The sequence below is a fragment of the Bacteroides sp. AF39-11AC genome (assembly GCF_003474285.1).
In the GTDB taxonomy this organism is placed as follows: domain Bacteria; phylum Bacteroidota; class Bacteroidia; order Bacteroidales; family Bacteroidaceae; genus Bacteroides.
The window spans coordinates 223532-247860 of the sequence record NZ_QROH01000006.1 but is presented as its reverse complement, the minus strand read 5'-3'; the positions used below and the strand labels follow the sequence as shown (position 1 = coordinate 247860).

The window sequence follows — 24329 nt, the reverse complement described above, 5'->3', positions numbered from 1 at the left end:
TCTAAATACTTATCACAATCTCACCAAATAATACACCGTCCCCCTATTCGACTTCTTACAAGGAATATCCAATTTCTTCAGCGAACGACCGAAGTGCCCTATTTTGCTGACCGACAGTTTATCACGGGTTTTCTGCTGTAGATAATTGAATATCTCCATTGCGGTCAGCCATTCCCCTTCCCGTTCTTCTTCCGTCACCCGGAAATAGCAGTGGAAAAGCTGTTCGAGCGGACTGATCTGTTCAAAATCCCGGTTGGTCTCTTTCAGTATAGCTTCGTCCTCATCATTCAGCCAGTAGCGCTCACCTTTATAAATGGCATCCATGGCCTGAGCATACAATTGTTTGTAATTAATGGTGACATTCGTATCAATAGGCGCAGTCACTTCGATACAGATAAAACGGCGGCTGCCGCTGGGATCGGTAAGCAGGTCCATCTGATTACTGGTACCGATAAACGAGGCATAACGGCGCACTTCCTGGATGGTAGCACCGTAAGGTTTCCGCAAATTTGCCACAGGTTTCTGCAAAAGATGTTTCAGAAAACCCTGCTGGTTGGAGCTAATCTGATCAAACTCATCCAGGTTCACCAGCAGAAAACGCCCCAGATAACGCTCCGCATCCTGTTTGCTTTTAAAATCAAGACTATCCGTATATCCGAAACGCAGTTCAGGCGGCAAAATAATGCGACAATAGGTAGATTTACGATACCCCTGTGCCCCAACCAGTAATGGCGATGTACTGTTTCCATGTTGGCGGTCGAGCCCACGCCAGTGAGCCACCATACTGAGAAACCAGCGATAAAACAACTCCCGCCAATGCGGATTATTGCATGGCACAAGATTGGCAAGTGCCCGGATGCGGTCTTTTCCGTCCCAGCGCCCCACGCTGCAAAGGTATTCTTCAACAGGATTGTACAAAGACACATACTCTGATGTCAGATAACGCTCCACGTCACGGTCCCAGGCACGAATTCCCTCTTTCAGGGCATTAATCGCCACGGTATTGCGTACCCTCCGATCCACCGGTCTGAAATAGAAATGAATGGAATCCCGCTGACGATATTCCAGATCGTTCAACACCGTGTTATAACGAAACTCATAGCGCCGTTCCATAAACTCTTCCAGACGCAAAGCGGTATCCTGCTCCGGAGTCAAAATAGTTTTAGAGCCAAAGCCCTTAGACTCTTGGTAAATATTATGAACCATAGCACGTACCGTTTGCTGCTCCGCCTGTGCATAATAATGAATAATCGTCTGCCTCACAACTTCCTCTTCCGGTATGCCCGCCTTGTAGCAATACTCCGCAAGGCGGACAAGCAACGGTTGGAGGTCGTCTCCCCGTCGCCAGTTCTCCATATCCCGGAGCGCCTTATCGAGGGCGGTTTCAAAAAGCATGGTGAAGGTCTGCGATGTTTCAAAACCCGGTTCCAGCCTCAGCAACGGATTTTTCTCAGCCAACTGCCGTTGCCGGAAGGTCTGTTCGCCGGGCATGGAGAATGGCTGCTCCAGACAGAAAGGTACCGCATGAGGATTGTATCCGGGATGTTCATCGAGCGTCATCCGGCAGCTTTGCATCAGTGAAGGCTCTTTCAAGGCAATAGGAAACGGGAACAACGGCTGATAGCAACTCACCGCCAAGCGATAGGCATGGGCATGAAACAGCGTAGCTTCCTGTTCACGCTTCGGCAAGTTTCCATCCGGTAAGGCGAAACACACCCATATTTTCACACTCCTTCCGCTGGAACCGCAAAAAGCGGCAAACGTCTGGGGAAGCAGCATCGCCTGACGTTTCACCAGTTCGGCTTCCGCCAGTCCGGCCAGCTTCTTCACTTCAAGCTGAACCAGACCATTGTATTGTTTCATTCTTCGTCCCCCGTCTTTAGTACGGGCATACTCCACGGCAGGATAAATACGTGGAAGTTTATCAATATGAACGAATATAGAACCGCTACTTTCCAACTGAGGGATGGCGGTTCGTAATCCCGTTACATACCCGTCTCTGGTTTCCGTTTTCATCTTCTCCATCAGCACGTTGGCATCATAAACAGTCATCATCTCTCTGCCTGCATCTTTGTCATGTCTTATTGAAGTGATTTTCATGTCATTATCTGTTTTGAATTTTATTTATATAGTATAATACCATTAAAGAACTACAAAGATACTGCTCCAGAAAGCGAAAGTCAAGTATTTAAGCATATTATTCTGCATTTATTTCAAAAAAGTTCAGCCTACACATTTTGCAGTAAAAGCTTCAATAATAATTGATAAATACACAGGGAATCACTTGACTTTGCCCTAGTTATTTTGTATCTTTGTGGTAAGTCCGATTGAGTGTTAACCTTGGTTGACAGGGCGATTAACGCAGGTCAACAGGCCGAGCAACCAACGTTAACAGGCCTGTTGACCAAGGTTGACACCCAATCATTCCTAAGGGTAAACGGGATGTTCCTTAGGAGGAAACAGAATAGTCCCTAATGTAAAACAAATTAATACCTTATAATTAAAACAAGCAACTATGGCAATCTTATTTGAATGGTACGAAAACCCGGTGGCTCCCAACCAGCCACAAGAAGAAACGAAACTTCATGCACGCATCACACTGAACGGAAAAACAGGAACCGACCGATTGCGACGCAAAATCCAGGAACGTTGTTCACTGACGGAAACGGATGTGTCGGCCGTGCTCGACGCCCTGTCTCATGCAATGGGTGAAGAACTGGCGGAAGGCAGGCAGGTACATCTGGATGGTATCGGTTACTTCCACCCTACCCTGGTCTGCACGGAAGAAATAAAAGAAGATACCAAACGGAAGAATACGAAAGTAAGGCTGAAAGGCATCAAATTCCGGGCGGACCAGGAACTGAGAAGTGAAATCGGAAATGTGAAACTGAAGAATATAAAACACAACGGACACTCCAACAAATTATCGGATGAAGAAATAGACCGCCGACTGACCATCTACTTCAGCCAGCACCACATGATGACAAGAAGTGACTTCCAAAGGGTATGCGGCATGATGAAATCGACTGCAATGGGGCATATCCGCCGTTTACGCGGGGAAGGAAAGCTAAAAAACATCGGATTGCAGAACCAACCGATATATGCGCCAAACGTGGGGTATTACGGTATAACAGAAGAAGTTATGATGTAGAAATGTAAAAATCCGGCGTGAGAGTAAGCGGCTTACTCTCACGCCGGATTTTTACCCTCACCCACACTTAATATTCTAATTATCAATAAGCTATTTTAAAAGTGAGGGTAGTGAGAGTAAACCGAGCCAACTTTTTATTGAATCTTGAGCAACATTAAATTATTGTTAATTACCCTTTCATACATCGAACCATGTTTCAAAGATTATGTTGTTACAAATGAACAGCAACCTTAATTATGAATTTAAAATAATGAATTATGAAGAAGAAAATTAAATTTTTAAAGAAAGAATCGCTGTTACGTTAATGAACGGGATTCGAGAAAGAGTAGATTATATGATTAAACTAACTTTAAACTTAACAATAATCAAAGCAAACAAGAAATCTGCAACCTAACCCTCCCGCTTTATTCCTGAAAAGAGCAAACAAATAAACTACTTCAGGGCATGTTATATTTTATTGTATCAACTATTAATGCATTTCAATTATGAAAAAATCAATTATTTTATCAGCATTTGTTTTAGCAGCATTGACTGCAAATGCCCAGACTACCGTACAAGGCAGCAAATTCACAGACAATTGGTCTATAGAACTAAAAACCGGTATTATAACTCCTGTAAGCCACAGCGCCTTCTTCAAGAATGCCCGCCCGGCTTTGGGAATTGAGTTTACCAAGCAACTTACCCCCGTTTTCGGACTGGGAGTTCAAGGCATGGGATATATAAACACCTCGAACAGTAAGACAGCTTTTGATGCTTCAGACCTTAGCTTATTGGGTAAAGTCAACCTGATGAACCTGTTCGCAGGCTATACAGGTGTTCCCCGGGTATTTGAAGTAGAGGCCGTAGCCGGTGCGGGATGGCTGCACTACTATATGAATGGTTCCGGAGATATGAACTCCTGGTCCAGTCGTTTCGGCATGAATTTCAACTTCAATCTCGGAGAAGCTAAAGCTTGGACGATAGGTGTCAAACCGGCATTGGTATATGATATGCAAGGCGACTACAACCGTAGCCGATTCAATGTGAACAATGCCGCCTTTGAACTAACAGCGGGTGTAGCTTATCACTTTGGCGGCAGCAACGGAAGCCATCACTTTACCTTGGCTAAACTCTATGATCCGGCCGAGATAAGCGACCTGAACAATTCTATCAATAATCTTCGCTCACAAGTGAACGAGAAAAACGGTCAGATCAATGTCGACGCACAGAAGATCAGTGCACTGCAACAAGAAGTAAACAATTTACAGAACCGGGTAATTCCTGTTGAGACGATAGTGGAAACCAGCCGTATTCCGGAATCCATCGTTACTTTCAGACAAGGTAAATCTACAGTCGATGCCTCTCAGTTGCCAAATGTGGAACGTGTCGCTTCTTACATGAAGAAACACGCAAATACAACAGTGGTGATTAAGGGATACGCTTCACCGGAAGGTAGTGCCGAAGTCAATGCAAGAATAGCTAAAGCGCGTGCCGAAGCCGTAAAGACAATCCTGGTCAATAAGTATAAAATCAGCCCGTCACGTATTACCGCCGAAGGTCAGGGAGTGGGTGACATGTTCACAGAACCAGACTGGAACCGGGTTAGTATCTGTTCTATTATTGAAGATGCCAAATAAACAAAATTAAAATCCCCCTCGCCACAGATAGTTGTAGCGAGGGGGATTTTTAGTTTATGAGAGTTTCGACACACCCTCATTTCTTATTCCATTATTTAAAGTATCCTACAGGATGATTCAACATAGGAATCTGACTATCTTTCAGTCTTAATACTTTCTTCAACTGAGTGGCATCCATCGAACCTCGCGGCACTGTAGCCAATTTGGCATTAGCACAGAATAAAGAGATATTCTGCGAAACGATACCAACGTCCATAGCTCCAACCACCTGATTTTGTGGTTTCTGAGCATCGCCAAAGAGGGAAACATCACTAACCAGCACCAAAGATACCGGAGCCATTTTTGCAAAAGTCTGACCACCGGCAACAGCATCGCGATGATCTCCTTCGGAAACCAGATTTAACTGATGATTTTTCGCATCGTACACATAGCTCCCTTCGGGTAATATCACGTATACATCTACATCCTGCTTATTCAAAGCTGATGGAGCTGTCCGCTTTCCAGACTCCGGACGATTGATTCCGTTAGCAGCCCACAACAAATCCGACAAGTCAGCAAGACTCAATGCTTTCGAAGCATATTCGCGTGTAGACTGGCGTTCAGACAATGCTTTCATTACCGTACCGGTACGATTCATATTGGGCTTTGGTAACTTAACTACCTTATCAGCAGCGGAAGCTGCCACTGAAAGCGCTAAACAAACTAACAATAGTTGTACTTTTCTCATAACTGTGGTATTTTAAAAGTTGAGAGGCAAATATACAAAAAAACAGAAAAAAAGCATTATACTTGCAATCTAAAAACACACTAATAGCTGACTAAGATTATCATGTTATTAAATCTAACAGAAGAACAAATCATACAATTAGCCCCGGATGCAGCCTCCGTAAAAGCCGGAAAAGGGCTCGCGACAAGAGCCAAGTGGGTGTTGCTGGAACACAGTGACCGTGCTATATGGGGACATTGCCAGGGAAGCGGGAAAACTCCATACCAGACCGTAATCGATACAAAAAACGTAGCATTCAAATGTTCCTGTCCCAGCCGGAAGTTTCCATGCAAGCATGGATTGGGACTCTTATTTCTATATGCCGCACAGGCTGAGCAGTTCAAAGAAGCGGACGAACCGGCATGGGTGACTTCCTGGCTTTCCAAGCGGGAAGAAAAAGCCGAAAAGAAGGAACAGAAAGCCAAAAGCGACACGCCTGTAGATGAAGCTGCACAAGCCAAACGTCAGGCTATGCGCCACCAAAAGGTGCTGAACGGTATTGATGAACTGGAGATTTGGCTGAAAGACCTGCTACGCAACGGGTTAATCAATATACCGGAACGGGCTTATACTCTTTTCGACGGTATTGCCCGCCGTATGGTCGACGCCCAGGCTCCCGGACTTGCCAATCGGTTGAAAGCCATTCAGGAAATAAACTTCTACGAGGAAAGCTGGAAATACAAGTTAACCGACCAACTCGGAAAACTCTATCTCCTGATGAAGAGTTACCGGAACCTGGACCTGCAACCGGAAGAGTGGCAACAGGAAATCCGCACACAGATAGGTTATCCGCAAGCAAAAGAAGATGTGCTGGCGGGTGAAACAATTACCGACCAGTGGCTGGTACTCCATAAAAGAAGTCAGAAACTAAACGAGCTGAATAATGATATTTACTGGCTATACGGATGCCGGAGCAATCGCTTCGCCATCTATCTCAGTTTCACAGCTCCCGGAACCTTGGCGGAGTTCAATCTTGTTCCCGGCAGTACCTACGACGGAAAACTCTGTTATTATAAAGGAGTAGGCAGTCTTCGCGCCTTGTTCAAAGAATGTGAATTATCCGAAGAAGCGGTTACCCCGCATTTCTGTGCGAATCTGCAAGAAGCGACCGCCCGATACAGGGAAGCCCTGCAACAGAACCCATTTGCCGAAAATGTACCCGTATTAGTAGAAAATCTACGACTGGCTGTTCAAGGGAAACAACTCTGTGTTCAGGATGCAAACAACGAACTGATGCCTGTGCAGATGCAAGACATCACCCGAACAGACATTTTATCCGTCACGGGTGGAAAGCCGTTTGCCGCCTTCTTTCTGGCAGACGCCAATTGCTGGGAGCTAAATTCAATGTGGTATCAATCTGACTATTATATTTGGAGAGATGAACGTAACTGAACCAATCATTAATGCAGCCTTATTGGGAACCGCTGCCAAAGAATTCATTCCAAACGGTTTACCGGAAACTCTGGAAGAAAACTTCCGGTTGCTGCAAGAAAAGAGCGAAGATGCGGAAGATGCTTTCTATCAGTTTTCAGCCCTGACTTTCGCCTACAGCCGTGCCGGAATGGAACCGTTACCTGCCGGAGAAGCTATCGCCATGAATGAAGCTCCGGATGACAGTCTACCTTATTTCGACCGGAATATCGGCGACCTGCTGATTCAGATGGTCAATGAACAGAACCGGCATCTTTTATTATATGCTTACCGGAAAGCTGTCCGGTGCAACAAGCTTATTCCGCCATTCTATCTGCGGACACTAATCGCACATGCCTACGACCGCAATAATCCCGATAAGCACGAAGAGCAAGCACTGCTTTCTTCCTTAACAGGTAACCGTGGACGCTGGCTGCTTACCCATATGGGATTACCGGACTGGGGAGATACCGGAAACGAAACTTGGGAAACAGCCTCGCATGAAGAACGGAAGCGGATGCTGCAACGCCTGAGAAAAGAGAACCCCGGACAAGGGCTTGCCTTACTGCAAACCGAACTGAAAAATGAATCTGCCGCCCACCGCGACGAACTGATACAATACCTGCGCACCAATCTGAGTAAAGCGGATGAAAACTTCCTGCAAGAGATTGCCACTACCGACCGAAGCAGTAATGTAAAAGAAACCGCCCGTCGCCTGTTATGCAGTCTGCCCGACTCGGAACTGGTAAAAACATACTGTGACCTGCTGCGTGGAAAACTTCATTATAAGATGTTGCTGGGCTGGTCGTACGATAAAATCACCTTTACACCTGAAATGAAGAAATTGGGCTTGGAAGAGGTCAGTTCCAACAAGAAAGAAAAAGATGAAGAGTTTCTGCTCCGCCAGCTCGCCGAACGTGTACCGCTCAGTTTCTGGGCAGAGTTCTACGACTGTTCACCGGAGAAAGCCGCCGCAAAACTGGCAAAAAAACCACCATTCGGTTCCTACTTCAACTTATGCCAGCCGATAGAAAACTTCGGTGACAATCTGTGGGCGTATCAAACCCTGAAAGAAGATTCAAATGAAGCCTACGCCTCTTCGCTGATGGGATTACTGACGCCGGAGCAACGGGAGGAAATCAACTTCCAGACAGACAGCAAGAGCAATTATATTCCCGAATCCTGGTATAATGCGGACGGAACGCAATGGGGAATAAAATTCTCCACACGGGCTTTACAAAGATTGTTCCATAGCAATTATTACTATTATCCGAAAGAGATGGCAGAACGCCTGTCGCTATACTTTCCTCCGGAGATGTTACCCAAAGTGGAACAACAGGCAGTGGCATACGATGCCGACCACGCCATTGCCAAATTCTGCCGACTGACAGCGGAGTATATGAGAATGAAAGAAAAAATAAACAGCTTGTTTAATGACAATAAATAATACAAAACAATATGAGTACCTTACTTAGACAACATGCCGAACAGCAATTCGCAGAAGAGCTGCACGAACTGAAAAAGAATGAAACAAACTCTGTTCCCGAAAATTGGGAAATGTCTCCGCAATCGGTAGTCACCTACCTGATGGGTGGCAAACTGAAGAACGGATTTGAAGTTTCACCTAAATATATAGGTAACCGCCGCCTGATGGAGATAGCAGTAGCTACCCTGGTAACAGACCGCGCATTGCTGCTATACGGACTTCCCGGTACGGCGAAAAGCTGGGTGAGCGAGCATATTGCTGCTGCCATTTCCGGTAACTCCACACTGATAGTGCAAGGTACTGCCGGAACAGGAGAAGAAGCCATCCGCTACGGTTGGAACTATGCCCGACTGCTGGCAGAAGGACCCAGTGAAGGTGCACTGGTGCAAACCCCAATTATGAAGGCTATGCAGGAAGGCAAGATAGGACGTATCGAAGAGTTGACACGTATCGGCTCTGACGTGCAGGATACTCTGATCACGATTCTTTCGGAGAAAACACTTCCGGTTCCGGAGTTGAATAAAGAAGTACAAGCGATACGCGGTTTCAATATCATTGCAACAGCAAACAACCGCGACAAAGGAGTCAATGATCTGTCGAGCGCCTTGAAACGGCGTTTCAATACCGTTATTCTCCCTTTGCCGGATACGATTGACGAAGAGATAGACATTGTACGCCGCCGCGTGGAAAGCTTTGAAAAGGTGATGCAACTTCCGGCAGAGAAACCGGCACTTGAAGAAATCCGTCGTGTAGTAACCATTTTCCGTGAATTGCGGCAGGGAGCTACCAATGATGGAAAGACGAAGTTGAAAGCACCCAGTGGTACATTAAGTACGGCCGAGGCTATCTCGGTGGTAAATAACGGTCTGGCCATGGCAGGTTATTTCGGAGACGGACAGATACATGCCGAAGACCTTGTTTCGGGCATTCTCGGAGCAGTGGTGAAAGACCCGGTACAGGATAAAGTGGTATGGCAGGAATATATGGAAACAGTAGTGAAGAACCGCGACGGATGGAAAGATATCTACCGTGCATCAAGGGATATGATCTGATACCTCCCACTCCATCATACGAACTAAAAGATTAAAAGAATGGCAATTCACTTATTAGGAATAAGGCATCACGGTCCCGGTTCATGCCGGAACGTACTGGAATACCTGCAAGAGCTTCAGCCCGATCTCATCTTGCTGGAAGGTCCGGCAGAAGCCGAGACTCTGCTTCCATGCGTGCTGAATGAGCAGATGGAACCACCCATCGCCTTACTCGCCTATCAACCCGACCAGCCACAGAATGCGGTGTTCTATCCATTTGCCGAATTCTCTCCGGAATGGCAGACGATAGTTTACGCCCTGCGGAACGAAGTACCGTTACGCTTCTTCGATTTACCACTGGTACATTCGATGGCGCAAAATCAGGAGCCCCATAATACAACCGAAGAGCAACAGGAGGAGATTATCCCCACCGTATACAGAGATCCTTTTGACTATCTGGCAGAAGCGGCCGGATATACAGATGGGGAGTCATGGTGGGAAACTACCATTGAGCACCGCAAAGACAGTGCCGATGTATTTCAGGCTGTGAAAGAAGCCGTAACCGCATTGCGGGAGGAACTTCCCGAACATACCTCTCCCCGTGATCAGCTCCGCGAAGCCTGGATGCGTAAGATGATCCGCACGGCACAGAAAGAAAACTTCGAACGCATCGCCGTGGTCTGTGGTGCCTGGCATGTGCCCGCCCTCGAAAATATGCCTAAAGTAAAAGAGGATAACGAACTGCTGAAAGGACTGCCCAAAATAAAAATAGAATGTACCTGGATTCCCTGGACATACGACCGGCTTGCTTTCCGCAGCGGATATGGAGCCGGTATAGAATCTCCGGGCTGGTATCACTATCTTTGGCATCATCCGCAGGACGACGGTACACTCTGGATCAGTCAGGCTGCTTCCCTTTTCCGTAAGAAGAATATGGATATCTCCGTAGCCCATGTCATCGAAACTGTGCGTCTGGCACAGGTTACGGCTGCTTTACGCAATCTCCCCGCCCCTTCACTGGCTGAGTTTAATGAAGCCATCACCACCGTCATGGGCTTTGGCGACGATATCCTTTTACAGATCATCAAGGAAGAACTTATCATCAGTAACCGTCTGGGACGTGTTCCCGATGATGTACCCAAAGTTCCCTTGCTGGTAGATGTGGAAAAGGCTCAAAAACGGCTGCGTGTTCCATTTACAGCCGAAATCAAAGAGCTGACTCTCGACCTTCGTAAACCGAATGATCTGGATAGAAGTATCTTCTTCCATCGCCTGCACCTGCTCGACATAGATTGGGCAATTGCGGGCGGTACTGACGGTAAAGGTACTTTCAAAGAAAAATGGACACTCTACCACAAGCCGGAACAGATTATAAACATCATCGAAAAGGCTATCTGGGGAAATACACTGGAAGAAGCAACGCAGAAGTTTCTGCTCAAACAGACGAAAGAGATACGGCATATTCCGGAACTCACCCGGCTGCTCGACCGGGTAATTCCTGCCAATCTACCGGACTTAGTGGAGGCCATGACGGTGCAACTCGACCGCCTCTCGGCTGCCTCCACTGATATCATCGAGATGATGGAGGCAGTACCCGATCTGGTAAATATCGTCCGCTACGGCAATGTCCGTAATCTGGATTTCTCAAAGGTAGGCGATATGCTCCAAGCTATGATTGCCCGTATCCTTGCAGGTGGAGTACTTGTTTGTATCAATATAGACGAGGAGGCCGCTACGGACATACTCAACAAACTGGTGTCTACGGATTACGCAGTTTCCACTCTCAATGATCCGGAACTGAACAGGATGTGGCTGGAGTTTATCCGCCAGGTGCGTACATCCGTTAATGTACATCCGCTGTTGTCCGGCTATGCCACACGGCTGCTGAACGACAAAGGAGACATTTCAGCCGAAGAAGCGCAGAATACCCTTAGTTATTATTCTTCCATAGGTAATGCTCCGGCGGATATGGCCTACTGGTTCGAGGGTTTCCTCCGTTCTTCCGGTTCCATTCTGCTGCTGGATGATAATTTGTGGAACCTGGTAAATAACTGGGTATGTTCGCAGGAAAAAGAAACCTTCATGGAACTGCTTCCCATACTGAAACGCACGTTCAGCGAGTTCAGTCCCGCAGAACGCCGGAAGTTGGGTGAGAAAGCCAAGGCGGGCGGCGCAGGCGGCATACAGACTGCAACAGCCTCAGCAACTTCACACAATGAAGAGGAAGCTGTGAAGGTGATTCCCTTGATTCACCGGTTATTAGGAATTGAAACGAAGTAAAGAGAAAACAATGGAAGAAGAATATCTGAAAAGGTGGCGCCTGATACTGGGCGGAAACGAAGCCGACGGAACGGGTATCACACTGACACCGGAAGAGCAACGCATCGACCAGTCATTAGAAGCCGTATATGACAGCGACCGCCGCGGAGGACTCGGATCATCCGCCCCAAAGGTAAGCCGCTGGTTGGGAGATATCCGTGAGTTCTTTCCGCAGACTGTGGTACAGGTCATTCAGCGCGATGCCATCAAACGACTGAATATCACCTCACTGTTGACGGAAAAGGAAATGCTTGAAACGGTAGTGCCGGATGTGCATCTTGTAGCTACACTGATGTCACTCAGTCGGGTTATTCCTGAAAAGAATAAGGAAATGGCACGGCAGGTAGTCCGCAAAGTGGTGGACGAACTGCTACGCAAGCTCTCCGCCCCTACCCAACAGGCTGTGACGGGAGCGCTCAACCGTTCTGCACGGCGGAGAAATCCACGTTATAACGAGATAGACTGGAAGACCACCATCACCAAGAATTTGAAAAACTACCAACCGGAATACAAGACTATCATCCCGGAAGTCCGTATCGGTTACGGCAGAAAACGAAAAGCAATGAAAGACATCATCCTCTGTCTGGACCAGAGCGGTTCAATGGGGACATCCGTCATTTACTCCGGAATCTTCGGGTCTGTACTGGCTTCCATTCCGGCAGTGAACACGCGGATGGTGGTATTTGATACGGCTGTGGTAGACCTTACCGATGACTTGCAAGATCCGGTAGACTTACTCTTCGGTGTACAGTTGGGTGGCGGTACGGATATCGCCCGCGCCCTGACCTATTGCCAAGGAGTAATCACCCGTCCGCAAGATACGGTGCTGGTACTGGTGACCGACTTGTATGAAGGGGGCGATCCGAGAGAAATGCGAAAGAAGTTCGTATCACTGGTGAATAGTGGCGTGCAACTTATCGTACTGCCCGCCCTGAATGATGACGGAGCACCTTCTTATGACAGGGACCATGCAGAATTTCTGGCAAATATCGGTGTACCTACCTTTGCTTGTACGCCCGATAAGTTCCCCGACCTGATGGCGGCGGCACTCAGTAAGCAGGATATAGGAATGTGGGTATCGCAGAATGTCAAGAGCACTTAGTTTTGTGACAATCTATATTCGCAGGGAGATACCCCTACCAGTTTTCTAAACAGGTTGCTGAAATATTGTACGCTTGGATAGCCCAATTTTTCAGCAACCGAACTTACCGTATAACCTTTGCCTAATAGCATCTCCTTAGCGACTTCCAGCCTTTTCAACTGGAAGTATTCATCCAGATTCTTCCCCGTTTCAAACTTCAACAAATCACTGAAATAACGGGGAGATAAATGAAGTATATCTGCGCAGTATTTTGTAGAGGGTAATACACCGTTTTTCAATTGTCCGGACTGGATATAGTCATCCAATGCAATATCCATCTTATTCAATATTGCCTTATTGACTTCATTCCGAGTGATAAACTGACGGTCATAGAAACGGGAACAATAATCCAACAGAAGTTCTATATATCTTGCAATCAAGGTCTTGCTATGACAGTCTATTGCATGTTGCAGTTCCTTATCAATATTGTACATACATTCAATTGCTTTATCCTTTTCGCGCAAGGAAAGGTGCAACGCTTCATTCAGGTGATAAGAAAAGAAAGAGTAATTCTTAATGTTCCGCCCCAATGAAGTGCCGCAAAGCAAGTCGGGATGAAAAGCCAACAACCAGCCCTTTGGGGGAAATGCCTTTCCTTCGTTGATATTGATGAATTGTCCCGGAGTCAGGAAAATCATTGTTGCATTGGAATAGTCGTAATACTTACGCCCGTAGATGAAATCCTCACATTCGCATTCCAACAGTAAGATGGTGTAGAAATCGAACTTGATAGTACGCTGCATCACATTGGCTTTAGATAAATCAATGGCGCTCACCAACGGATGTAAGGTCTTATTTCCCAAACAGCAATTGCACTGGTGTACGGTCTCTATGTTCAATATATCCTTTTTCAAAACTGTACATTTTGCAGTCTATATTCATTGGGCGTACAGCCGACACGTTTTTTGAACAGGCGGCTGAGGTGTTGCGGATATTGAAATCCCAAGGTGTAAGCAATCTCGCTGATTGTCTCGTCCGTTTCAACGATATGTTCTTTAGCCAGTTCGATCACTTTCATCTGAATATGTTCCTGAGGTGTCATACCTGTTTCTTTCTTAATCATGTCACCAAAATAATTGGGCGAGAGATAGATTTTATCCGCAAAGTATTTCACGGACGGCAAACCATCCTGCACAGGAAGATTGCTTCTGAAATATTCATCCAGAAGTTGCTCAAACTTGGTAAGAGAGTCTTTATTGATGCCGCTCCGGGTGATGAACTGGCGTTCATAGAACCGCATACAGTAATTAAGTAAAAGCTCGATATTCATGGCAATCAATGCTTTACTATGCTTATCGATAGGATGCTCCAGCTCGATGCTGATCTTTTTCAGACAATCCATCACGGTCTCTTTTTCCTGATCGGACAGGTGCAAAGCCTCGCTTACTGAATAAGAGAAGAAAGTATAATCCTTTATTGTCTTTCCGAGGGAGGTTCCGCGAATCAGGTCGGGATGAAAGAGGATGCCGTACACTTCTTGCTGCACTACATCATTCAGCATCTCTACTCCGGCAGTCTGACCGGGAGCAAAGCAAACGATAGTTCCTTCCTGATAGTCATAATGCTGGCGACCATACTTGATATCACAGTTCTTAGCTCCTTTCAGAAAGAGTGCATAAAGGCCATAAGTCATTTGGATATGATTAACCGATTTGGTTGCTTTGGTAAGATCCACCACACTCACCAGAGGATGCAGGGTTTCCAATCCGTAGAGACTGTTATAGTGATCTACATTATCTAATTTTATAACTCTATCCATATTCATAAGTATTTGAACTGCAACAAAGATAGAAATTATTTCGATTGAGAAATCAGGTATCTGTAATTGGGGTTGTCATATCCGTAATAAGGGTACAAGTTTCAGGAAAGAGGCTTCTTTATCTGTTGGCGGAATTAATTCAAAACAGGAAAATAATGAGCTAAATGATAATTTATCGGGCTGAATTTTAAGCCTGAAAGGCTTGCATTATATAGCGTAGGGCATCGCCCTACGTAATATACATCCCCATTTTTGAGCCCTGAAAGGGCGAGATAAAGCGTGTATGCTTGATTGCGCCCTTTCAGGGCTTAAATAGAGATATACATAATCACGTAGGGCGTTGCCCTACGCTATGTAATCTCAGGCTTTCAGCCTTATAAAATCCGCGTTCGTCCGCCTTGTCCGCGTATCAATTTAGTTCATAACCATATAGAAAGGAGTATATTTTGTAAATTCACTATATCAATCTGAAGAAACTGTATTTGGGGTTATCATATCCGTAATTTATCTACAAAGGAATCACTGCATTTCCCCGACCTTTGCAGTACAAAAAAGAAATATATGAAGAATAAATTCAAACTCAATTCAAGCACCCTACTTGTATTCATCCTCACAACCGGTGTATTCGGAATAATCAATACCGAAATGGGTGTGATTGGAATTTTGCCCCTGATAGCCGAGAACTTTCAAGTAACTGTTCCGGAAGCAGGTTGGACGGTCAGCATATTTGCACTGGTAGTAGCAATATCCGCTCCCATCACTCCTTTACTGTTTTCGGGTATCAACCGGAAAAAAGTGATGGTACTGGCACTGGGATTATTTACATTAAGTAATATCATCTCCATGATGACCACTAATTTTACGGCATTGCTGATATCCCGTGCACTTCCGGCATTCCTTCATCCGGTATATGTATCTATGGCTTTCACGGTAGCGGCAGCATCTGTCAGTAAGGAGAAGGCACCAAAAGCAGTAGCAAAAGTATTCATCGGCGTATCAGCAGGTATGGTGCTGGGGGTGCCGGTGACGAGCTACATTGCAAGCGAAGTTTCGTATTCAATGGGCATGTTATTCTTCACCGTTGTAAATGCATTGGTACTGGTTGCAACCATCCTGTTTGTACCTTCCATGCCGGTCAAAGAGAAACTGTCCTACGGTACACAACTCAGTATATTAAAAAAGAAAGTAGTCTGGTACTCCATTCTCGCTATCACGCTGATTAACGGAGCCTTATTCGGATTCTTCAGCTATATGTCTGATTACTTGAAGACAATCACCGGGGTTTCGTACACCGTAATCAGTACAATGCTACTGATTTATGGACTGGCCAATATAATAGGAAATGTAATAGGCGGAAAGCAACTGGCGGTCAATCCGGTACGTAGTATGATAATGATTCCTTTGGCACTACTGGCCTTTTATATAGGAGTATTCGCTTTTGGGGAATGGCTTATGGCAATGGCAATTATCATTCTGATCCTGGGGATTCTGGCGGGATACGGACAGAACACCATGCAATACATGATAACGCATGCAGCTCCCGAAGCACCGGATTTTGCCAACGGACTGTATTTGTTGTCTGCCAATCTCGGTACTACAGTAGGTGCAGCCGTCTGCGGATTGTTTATCACCTTCTTCAATACGCGTTATTCCGTCATCGGCTCTTTGATATTCCTTGTTTTAAGCATTGTATTCGTCGTATTAAGAATACGTGCCACACAATCCGCAAGGCAAATCAGAATGGAAATGGCTGCATAAGAAATAAGAAGTGGTTTTAACTTTATAATATAAAATGATTATGACTAAGAAAGTATTGATTTTATCATCCAGCCCTCGTCGTGGCGGAAACTCTGATACCCTTTGCGACGAATTTATGCGAGGAGCAATTGAAAGTGGTAACGAAGCAGAAAAGTTTTTCCTGCGTGACAAGACAATCCATTATTGCACAGGATGCAGCACATGTAGCCTGCACGGAAAACCTTGCCCGCAGAAAGATGATGCGGCAGAGATTATAGAGAAGATGGTGGCAGCCGATGTAATAGTTATGGCTACACCCGTTTATTTCTACACGATGAGTGCACAGATGAAAACGTTGATAGACCGTTGCTGTGGCCTCTATACGGAAATGAAGAATAAGGAATTTTATTTCATAGTAACCGCTGCCGAAGATGATCGGAAACTAATGGAACGTACCGTGGACACTTTCCAGGGATTTCTGGATTGCCTGGAAAGTCCAACCATCAAAGGAGTTGTGTATGGAACCGGAGTTTGGCATGTAGGTGAAATAAAAGATAAACCAGCCCTACGGGAAGCTTATGAAATGGGAAAAGAAATAGAATAATTTATAGGATTTAAAAAAAGAAGAAGAATGAGTCATTTTAGAATTTACATTCCTACCCGCACCTTGTTTGGTACCGGTATGGTGAAGGAACTTCACAATCAGCAATTGCCCGGAAAGAAAGCAATGATTGTTATTTCAAACGGTCGCTCTACCAAGGATAACGGATATCTGAATACAGTAGAAGCCGAACTCCAGCAAGCAGGTGTTGAAACTGCCGTATTTGACCAGGTAGAAGCCAATCCGTTAAAATCGACCGTAATGGCGGGAGCCGCTTTTGCCAAGGAAAACAATTGCGACTTTTTAGTTGCCCTGGGTGGTGGAAGCGTAATGGACGCCTCCAAAGCGATGGCATTCATGACTACGAATCCCGGCGATGTATGGGATTACATCAGTGGTGGAACCGGAAAAGGACAAACGATGGTAAACAAGCCCCTACCCCTGGTTTGCATTACCACCACTGCCGGAACAGGTTCCGAAGCAGATCAATGGGGCGTTATCACCAATGATGAGACCAATGAGAAAATAGGCTTCGGCGGTTATGATGAACTTTTCCCGGTTCTGTCTATTGTCGATCCGGAGTTGACGAAATCTGTTCCGCCTAAGTTCACGGCCTATCAGGGATTTGATGCGCTGTTCCACTCTACAGAATGTTATATCTCTAAAACTGCCAGTCTGATGAGCGATATGTATGCATTGACCGCTATTGAAAATGTAGCTAAATATCTACCGCGTGCAGTTGCCAACGGAGCTGATATGGAGGCTCGTGAAAGAGTCGCATTCGCCAATAATCTGTCCGGTGCGGTAATGACCTTTTGTAGCACTACTGCCGAACACTCTTTAGAACACGCAATGAGCGCTTATCATCAGGAGCTGCCACATGGTGCCGGATTGATTATGATCTCCAAAGCATTCTATGAATTCTTTATAGAGAAGCATGCCTGTGATGAACGATTCATCAAAATGGCACAAGCAATGGGTATGCCGAATGCTGATAAACCGGAAGACTTTATCACCATGCTGGTAAAACTTCAGGAAGCTTGTGGAGTGGCAAACCTGAAAATGAGTGATTATGGATTTACGCCCGATGAATTTGATACCCTTGCCACCAATGCCAAGGAAACAATGGGCGGATTATTCCTTGCCAACCCTTACGAATTGAAACACGAAGACTGCGTGGAGATTTACCGCAAATCGTTTCGTTAATTCATAAAACCAGTTATTATAAGAGGCTGCATCCGAGTCAAATTCATGTTCTAAACGATAATGAGAAACATGAATTTATCTTCCGATGCAGCCCCTTTTGTACCCGACAAACAGAATCTGTAATCCGGGTTATTATGTCCGTAATCCGTCTACAAGGAGTAACCCATTTCCGCCGTATTTTTGCAATATAGAAAAAGACAATCAATCATTTAATAAACAACAAGCAAAAAAACTTGAATAATGGAACTAATTAAAGACACTCATTACGAAGGTGAACGCCCTTTGTTCGCCACTCACAATCTTCATCTGGAAAACGTAACAATCCATACCGGTGAATCTGCCCTGAAAGAATGTAGTAATATCGAAGCTGTAAATTGCCGTTTCGAAGGAAAATATCCTTTCTGGCATAACGATGGTTTCGTTGTGAAAAACTGCCTGTTTACGGAAGGAGCACGTGCTGCCCTCTGGTATTCCAATAATCTGCAAATGACAGACACTTTGGTAGAAGCGCCGAAGATGTTCCGTGAAATGGATGGTATCCGGCTGGAAAACGTACAACTGCCCTATGCACTGGAAACCCTCTGGTTTTGCCGGAATGCAGAGTTGAAGAATGTAAAAGTAGACAGAGGTGATTACCTGTTTGTACACGGTGAAAATATCAGGATTAATGACTTTGAGATGAATGGTAACTACTCTTTCCAATACTGCAAAAACGTAGAAATCCGTAATGCGGTAATCAATTCAAAGGATGCTTTCTGGAATACGGAAAACGTGACGGTTTACGACTCTGTATTGAATGGGGAATATTTAGGCTGGCATTCCAGAAATCTGCGTCTGGTGAACTGCAAGATTTCAGGTACACAGCCGCTTTGCTATGCTCACGATCTGATTATGGAAAACTGCACGATGACAGAAGATGCAGACCTCGCTTTTGAATATAGTAGTGTGCAGGCCACTATCCATAGTCCGGTTCACAGTGTAAAAAATCCACGTACAGGAAGTATCACTGCCGAAAGTTTCGGAGCTATAATCCTGGATGAGAATATAAAAGCACCGGGCAACTGTGAATTGAAATTATGGGACGACCAAACCTGTTTTGACTGATTAGATATGAAATACAATTTTGATGAAATCATTCCACGCCGGGGTATGAACTCCTACAAATGGGATTCTGCCAATGATGCCGACATATTGCCAATGTGGGTAGCCGATATGGATTTCCGTACAGCCCCAGCCGTAACAGAAGCACTGAAAAAGCGAGTAGAACATGGTATCTTCGGTTATGTCCGCGTACCTGACAGCTATTATCATGCGGTAATCCACTGGTTCGACAGACGTCACAATTGGAAAATAGAGAGAGAATGGATGATCTATACAACTGGAGTAGTACCGGCTTTGTCAGCAGTCATAAAAGCCCTGACGGATCCCGGTGATAGAGTCCTGGTGCAGACTCCGGTGTATAATTGTTTCTTTTCTTCCATCCGTAATAATGGTTGCGAGATGATTTCCAATCCATTGATCTATGAGGATAACACCTATCGGATTGATTTTAACGATCTGGAGAAGAAAGCGGCAGACCCGAAAGTAAAATTACTGTTGTTGTGTAATCCGCACAATCCGGCCGGAAGAGTCTGGAGCAAACAGGAATTAATACGTATCGGTGAGATTTGCCTCCGGAATGATGTACAGGTAGTGTCAGATGAAATACATTGTGAACTGGTCTTTCCGGGATATACTTATACACCTTTTGCATCCCTTTCTGAAGAGTTCCTGATGCACTCCGTCACTTGCACATCACCCAGCAAAGCTTTTAACCTGGCCGGACTTCAGATTGCAAACATCATTTCCGCTGATGCCAATATACGCAGGAAAATAGATAAAGCCACCAATATCAATGAGGTTTGTGATGTGAACCCATTCGGTGTGGAAGCATTGATAGCCGCCTACAATGAAGGGGAAGAATGGCTGGAAGAACTAAAAAGTTATCTATTTACCAATTATCAGTATCTGAAAAACTATTTCAATGAACATCTACCGGATTTCCCCGTACTTAAATTAGAAGGTACTTATCTGGTATGGGTAGATTGTTCGGTGTTGAAGAAGTCATCAGAAGAAATCGTGACGGCTCTACTGAAAAAAGAAAAGGTCTGGGTCAATGAAGGCAGTATGTACGGGGAAGACGGAGACAATTTTATCCGTATCAATATTGCCTGTCCACGTCAACAGTTGGCTAAAGGTTTGGAAAGACTGAAACATGCCTTCGGATAACTTTCTTAAAATCTCCTATAACTATATAAAAATGGACCTTCATAAAACCATATCATCAATAAGTGTTTCCGTTTTTCCGGATAATTATAAAATAAATAGTCTTCATCTCAATCGTCCCAAGCTTTCATATATCCATTCCGACTATTTATCAGTGCAAATTTATTCGGATTAAAACGGGAACGTTTTCTTTAATATTAGTAACTTCGCAAAAACATACTAAAAATTTAAAATATCATGGAATACAGAATATTAGGAAATACAGGACTATCAGTTAGTGTCATCGCGCTGGGCTGTGAAGGTTTTATGGGAAAGACGGAAGAACAGGTACATTCGGAAATGAACTTCGCCATCAGTGAAGGAATTAACTTTATCGATATGTATACCTCAAATCCCGATCTGCGCAGTAATATCGGCAAGGCATTGACCGGACGCCGGCAACAGTTTATCATTCAGGGACATCTATGTACTACTTGGGAAAACGATCAGTATCTGCGCACCCGTGATGTAGAAAAAACAATTGCCTCCTTTGAAGACCAGTTGACACGTCTTCATACGGATTACCTTGATATTGGTATGATTCACTACGTAGATAGTGAAGAAGATTTCCATGAAGTATTCAATGGTCCTGTCATCCAACTGGCCCTGCGTCTGAAAGAAGAAGGTAAAATTCGCCATATCGGACTAAGCAGTCACAACCCTACTGTGGCAAAGTTGGCTGTAGAAAGTGGATTGATTGAAGTACTGATGTTCTCCATCAATCCCTGTTACGATTTGCAACCACCCAGCGAAAATGTAGATGATTTATGGGCTGATGAAAGTTATGCCCATTCCCTTGAAAATATAGATCCGGAACGTGAAAAACTTTATGAACTTTGTGAGCAGAAAGGTGTAGGTCTGGATGTAATGAAAGCCTATGGCGGCGGAGACTTACTGAGTGAAACGAACTCTCCCTTTGGCAAAGCTATGACACCAGTGCAGTGCATTGAGTATGCGCTAACCCGTCCGGCTGTTGCTTCCGTAATGGTCGGTTGCAAAAGTTGCGATGAGATGCAAGCTGCAATCAACTGGTGTAATGCTACTAAAGAAGAAAAAGATTACACCCCAATTATGGCAGGTCTGGAAAAGTTTAGCTGGCAGGGACATTGTATGTATTGCGGACATTGCGCCCCTTGCTCGGTAGGAATTGATATAGCGAGTGTAAACAAGTACTATAACCTAACCATTGCCCAGAATGAAATACCCGAAACAGTACGCGAACACTACAAGACGCTCTCGCATCATGCCTCGGAATGCATTCAGTGCGGACAATGTGAAACGAACTGTCCCTTTGGAGTAGCCATCATCGAACAGATGGAAAAGGCTACGGAAAAGTTCGGATATTAACAAAACGAACGTTGCTTTACTTTCCAGGCATAAAGCAACACCACGATAAACGAAAGCAACGGAACGATAAAAGAGAAAGACATATTGGTCTGATCAGCCACATACCCCATCATGAGCGGTCCTACCGCTCCTCCGATGGGGGACATCATCAGATAAGAAGACGCACGCTTCGTATAGTTACCCAATCCCCTCAATGAGAGAGCGAAAATCGTGGGGAACATAATAGCTTCGAACACATATCCCAGAAAAAGAGCTATTAATGACAAAATGCCCAGATCAAGAACTACCAAAGACGTACTGACCACCGTTCCTATTGCACAAACGAACAGCACTTTTTCTGCCCGGATATACCGCATAATCCAGCTACCGGCAAAACGTCCGCACATAAACAGTCCCAGACCACCGAACGAAAGTACTACAGATGCATCGCGGGCATTCATCCAGCCGTCATCCACCACATAATTGATAAAGAAGCTGTTGATTGATATTTCTGCAATCTCATAGCAAAACAGGCTGATAATACCGAAGATAAACAGCTTGTGCGACCAAAGCCCGCGTGCACCGTTTTCTCCGACTTCTTCTTCATCAGCTTCATGAACAATCTCCGGCAGGCGTATCTTATAGAATACCAGAGCAACTCCCAATACAACGATCCCCATCAGTGTGTAAGGCAATGATATATTGCTTTCGCCCCCTTCCGAGAACAATAGCAATCCCCCGATAAGCGGACCGCAAATACAACCCAATCCATTGAATGACTGCGCCAGATTCAGGCGACTGGCAGCCGTTTCCCGGTCGCCTAATTCCGTCATGTAAGGATTAGCCGCTGTTTCCAGAAAAACCAAGCCACAGGCTATGACAAACAGGGAGAACAGAAAAAAGTTGAAAGACATCCAATATTCTCCGGGAATGAAAAGCAGGGAACCTATGCCATAAAGCAACAGACCGAAAACCACTCCTTTCCGGTAACCGTACTTATTGATAAACAGTCCGGCAGGAATAGCCATCACGAAATAACCAAGGTAGAACATGACCTGTACCCATGCCGAATGGGCACGCGTAATAACCAGCACATCTTGAAAGTGTTTGTTCAGCACATCTAATATCGCATGTGCAAATCCCCATAAGAAGAATAGGGAAGTTACCAGAATAAAAGGAATCTTATACTCCTTCTTTACCAAATTTTGCATACAGAACTCTTTTATAAAGAAAACCACTCAAGGTTTTCAGCGCGCAAAGATAGCCAAGAAGTTTCATAATACGACAGTTTTACCTAAATTTGTGCCCCAAATTCAAAACCTATGTAATTTTCAATATAATAACGAATAAAGCATCAACAAGATGAATACATACATGGAAACTCCGCGTCTGATTCTACGCGATTGGAAAGAAGAAGATATTCCTGTCTTTGCCGGAATAAACAGCAACGACCAGGTAATGGAATTCTTTCTCAAAAAGCTATCTTATCAGGAGACTCTTGATTTCTACCACCGTATCCAACAAGAATTTACCGCCAAAGGATACGGGCTGTATGCAGTAGAAAAGAAAGAAGATCACTCGTTTATCGGCTATGTAGGATTGCATGGAGTTACATTCGATGTAGATTTTGCTCCCGCCATAGAAATAGGCTGGCGACTGATTCCCGAAGTCTGGAACAAGGGATACGCCACAGAAGCAGCTTTAGCCTGCCTGGAGTATGCTAAGACTGTATTGAAACTCAAAGAATTATACTCCTTTACCTCACTCCCCAACAAGCGTTCGGAACGTGTGATGCAAAAGATAGGTATGGTAAAAACTAAAGAATTCGATCACCCGCTCGTGGAATCCGGCCACCCTCTGCTCCGCCACGTCCTATATAAGATAGAGTTTTAAGCCCTCTAATGCTAATAAACAACAATTATCGCTTTTTTATTAATAAATCACGAATTAAAAGTTGCCATTCCCAACTATTGTATTACCTTTGTCGCAGTTTGAGTTACGAATCGTTATCGTATAGTTCTTCTTTTTATCCTTATTAAGCAGACCTCTCCTTTAATTATCCCCTCACTCTTACACTAATATTTATTTAATTAAAATTTCTAATGAACATTTACATTTCAGGTTTAAGCTTTGGCACAAATGATGCTGACTTGAACGAATTATTCTCAGCGTATGGAGAAACCTCTTCAGCTAAAGTTATCATGGACAGAGAATCAGGAAGATCCAGAGGATTTGGTTTTGTCGAAATGACAAGCGACACAGATGGACAAAAAGCAATTGACGAACTTAACGGAGCTGAATACGATCAGAAGACTATTTCAGTAAGCATCGCCCGTCCTCGTGAAGAAAGACCCCGTAACAACGGCTATAATTCCAGACGTTATTAATGTCTACCCCACAAGCAAGAGCAGAAGATCAAACTTCTGTTCTTGTCTTTTTTCAACTAAAACAGCAATACAAAAAAAAGAACATCGCT

20 protein-coding genes are annotated in these 24329 nt (G+C 44.8%); 15 read left to right on the top strand and 5 right to left on the bottom strand.

Translation table 11 applies throughout. The features are described 5' to 3' along the window. Nucleotides 1-12: 12 nt before the first annotated feature. On the bottom strand, nucleotides 13-2100 hold the full coding sequence (locus DW036_RS14755; protein WP_118465063.1) for a BT4734/BF3469 family protein: 2088 nt from the start codon (nucleotides 2098-2100) through the stop codon (nucleotides 13-15). A 415-nt stretch (nucleotides 2101-2515) separates the two neighbouring features. Here DW036_RS14755 and DW036_RS14750 point away from each other — a divergent pair, with 415 nt between their 5' ends. Both DW036_RS14750 and DW036_RS14745 read left to right on the top strand, forming a co-directional pair. Further along, entirely contained in the window at nucleotides 2516-3151 is a 636-nt protein-coding gene (locus DW036_RS14750) for an HU family DNA-binding protein (RefSeq protein ID WP_118465062.1), read from the top strand. Between the two features lie 485 nt (nucleotides 3152-3636). Continuing rightward, on the top strand, nucleotides 3637-4767 hold the full coding sequence (locus DW036_RS14745; protein ID WP_118465061.1) for an OmpA family protein: 1131 nt from the start codon (nucleotides 3637-3639) through the stop codon (nucleotides 4765-4767). A gap of 91 nt (nucleotides 4768-4858) precedes the next feature. Here DW036_RS14745 and DW036_RS14740 read toward each other — a convergent pair whose 3' ends face one another. Next, entirely contained in the window at nucleotides 4859-5494 is a 636-nt protein-coding gene (locus tag DW036_RS14740; protein WP_118465060.1) for a SagB/ThcOx family dehydrogenase, read from the bottom strand. A 102-nt stretch (nucleotides 5495-5596) separates the two neighbouring features. Here DW036_RS14740 and DW036_RS14735 point away from each other — a divergent pair, with 102 nt between their 5' ends. From DW036_RS14735 to DW036_RS14715, 5 genes are read left to right on the top strand one after another with little or no spacing between them, the layout of a single operon-like run. Then, on the top strand, nucleotides 5597-6925 hold the full coding sequence (locus DW036_RS14735) for an SWIM zinc finger domain-containing protein (protein ID WP_118465059.1): 1329 nt from the start codon (nucleotides 5597-5599) through the stop codon (nucleotides 6923-6925). Continuing rightward, the gene (locus DW036_RS14730) at nucleotides 6912-8390 is read left to right on the top strand and encodes a DUF5691 domain-containing protein (protein WP_118465058.1); all 1479 of its coding nucleotides are present in this window, start codon (nucleotides 6912-6914) and stop codon (nucleotides 8388-8390) included. The genes DW036_RS14735 and DW036_RS14730 overlap by 14 nt, the downstream gene beginning before the upstream one ends. 11 nt (nucleotides 8391-8401) lie before the next feature. Then, the gene (locus DW036_RS14725) at nucleotides 8402-9481 is read left to right on the top strand and encodes an AAA family ATPase (protein ID WP_029328066.1); all 1080 of its coding nucleotides are present in this window, start codon (nucleotides 8402-8404) and stop codon (nucleotides 9479-9481) included. A gap of 39 nt (nucleotides 9482-9520) precedes the next feature. Then, complete coding sequence (locus DW036_RS14720; protein ID WP_118465057.1) at nucleotides 9521-11740, top strand: DUF5682 family protein; 2220 nt, start codon at nucleotides 9521-9523, stop codon at nucleotides 11738-11740. 10 nt (nucleotides 11741-11750) lie between these two features. After that, nucleotides 11751-12881, top strand: coding sequence for a VWA domain-containing protein (locus DW036_RS14715; RefSeq protein WP_118465056.1), 1131 nt, complete (start codon nucleotides 11751-11753; stop codon nucleotides 12879-12881). Here the strand turns inward: DW036_RS14715 and DW036_RS14710 are convergent. Then, nucleotides 12878-13774 (bottom strand): AraC family transcriptional regulator, encoded by an 897-nt coding sequence (locus tag DW036_RS14710; protein WP_118465055.1) that lies wholly within the window; start codon nucleotides 13772-13774, stop codon nucleotides 12878-12880. The genes DW036_RS14715 and DW036_RS14710 overlap by 4 nt on opposite strands. Then, nucleotides 13771-14679 (bottom strand): AraC family transcriptional regulator, encoded by a 909-nt coding sequence (locus DW036_RS14705; RefSeq protein ID WP_118465237.1) that lies wholly within the window; start codon nucleotides 14677-14679, stop codon nucleotides 13771-13773. Before DW036_RS14705 ends, DW036_RS14710 begins: the two co-directional genes overlap by 4 nt. A 561-nt stretch (nucleotides 14680-15240) precedes the next feature. Between DW036_RS14705 and DW036_RS14700 the strand changes: the two genes are divergently transcribed. The 6 genes from DW036_RS14700 (at nucleotide 15241) to DW036_RS14675 (ending at nucleotide 21874) form a co-directional block, all read left to right on the top strand. Beyond that, nucleotides 15241-16437 carry an MFS transporter gene (locus DW036_RS14700; protein ID WP_118465054.1) on the top strand — a complete coding sequence of 399 codons (1197 nt, stop codon included), beginning with the start codon at nucleotides 15241-15243 and terminating at the stop codon, nucleotides 16435-16437. A 40-nt stretch (nucleotides 16438-16477) separates the two neighbouring features. Next, nucleotides 16478-17020 carry a flavodoxin family protein gene (locus DW036_RS14695; RefSeq protein ID WP_118465236.1) on the top strand — a complete coding sequence of 181 codons (543 nt, stop codon included), beginning with the start codon at nucleotides 16478-16480 and terminating at the stop codon, nucleotides 17018-17020. Between the two features lie 27 nt (nucleotides 17021-17047). Further along, nucleotides 17048-18223 (top strand): iron-containing alcohol dehydrogenase, encoded by a 1176-nt coding sequence (locus DW036_RS14690; protein ID WP_118465053.1) that lies wholly within the window; start codon nucleotides 17048-17050, stop codon nucleotides 18221-18223. Nucleotides 18224-18463: 240 nt separating this feature from the next. Next, nucleotides 18464-19327: a DUF3737 family protein gene (locus DW036_RS14685; RefSeq protein ID WP_118465052.1), complete on the top strand. Its 864-nt coding sequence runs from the start codon at nucleotides 18464-18466 to the stop codon at nucleotides 19325-19327. Between the two features lie 6 nt (nucleotides 19328-19333). Further along, the gene (locus DW036_RS14680) at nucleotides 19334-20491 is read left to right on the top strand and encodes a MalY/PatB family protein (RefSeq protein WP_118465051.1); all 1158 of its coding nucleotides are present in this window, start codon (nucleotides 19334-19336) and stop codon (nucleotides 20489-20491) included. Between the two features lie 234 nt (nucleotides 20492-20725). Then, nucleotides 20726-21874 carry an aldo/keto reductase gene (locus DW036_RS14675; protein WP_118465050.1) on the top strand — a complete coding sequence of 383 codons (1149 nt, stop codon included), beginning with the start codon at nucleotides 20726-20728 and terminating at the stop codon, nucleotides 21872-21874. Here the strand turns inward: DW036_RS14675 and DW036_RS14670 are convergent. Continuing rightward, a complete protein-coding gene (locus DW036_RS14670) occupies nucleotides 21871-23064 on the bottom strand; it encodes a sugar MFS transporter (protein WP_118465049.1) in 1194 nt (397 codons plus the stop codon). The two genes, DW036_RS14675 and DW036_RS14670, sit on opposite strands and share 4 nt — an antisense overlap. A 151-nt stretch (nucleotides 23065-23215) precedes the next feature. On the opposite strand from DW036_RS14670, the gene DW036_RS14665 reads away from it, so the two are divergent. Continuing rightward, nucleotides 23216-23746, top strand: coding sequence for a GNAT family N-acetyltransferase (locus tag DW036_RS14665; RefSeq protein WP_118465048.1), 531 nt, complete (start codon nucleotides 23216-23218; stop codon nucleotides 23744-23746). 209 nt (nucleotides 23747-23955) lie between these two features. Further along, complete coding sequence (locus tag DW036_RS14660) at nucleotides 23956-24240, top strand: RNA-binding protein (RefSeq protein WP_118465047.1); 285 nt, start codon at nucleotides 23956-23958, stop codon at nucleotides 24238-24240. Nucleotides 24241-24329: the final 89 nt, after the last annotated feature.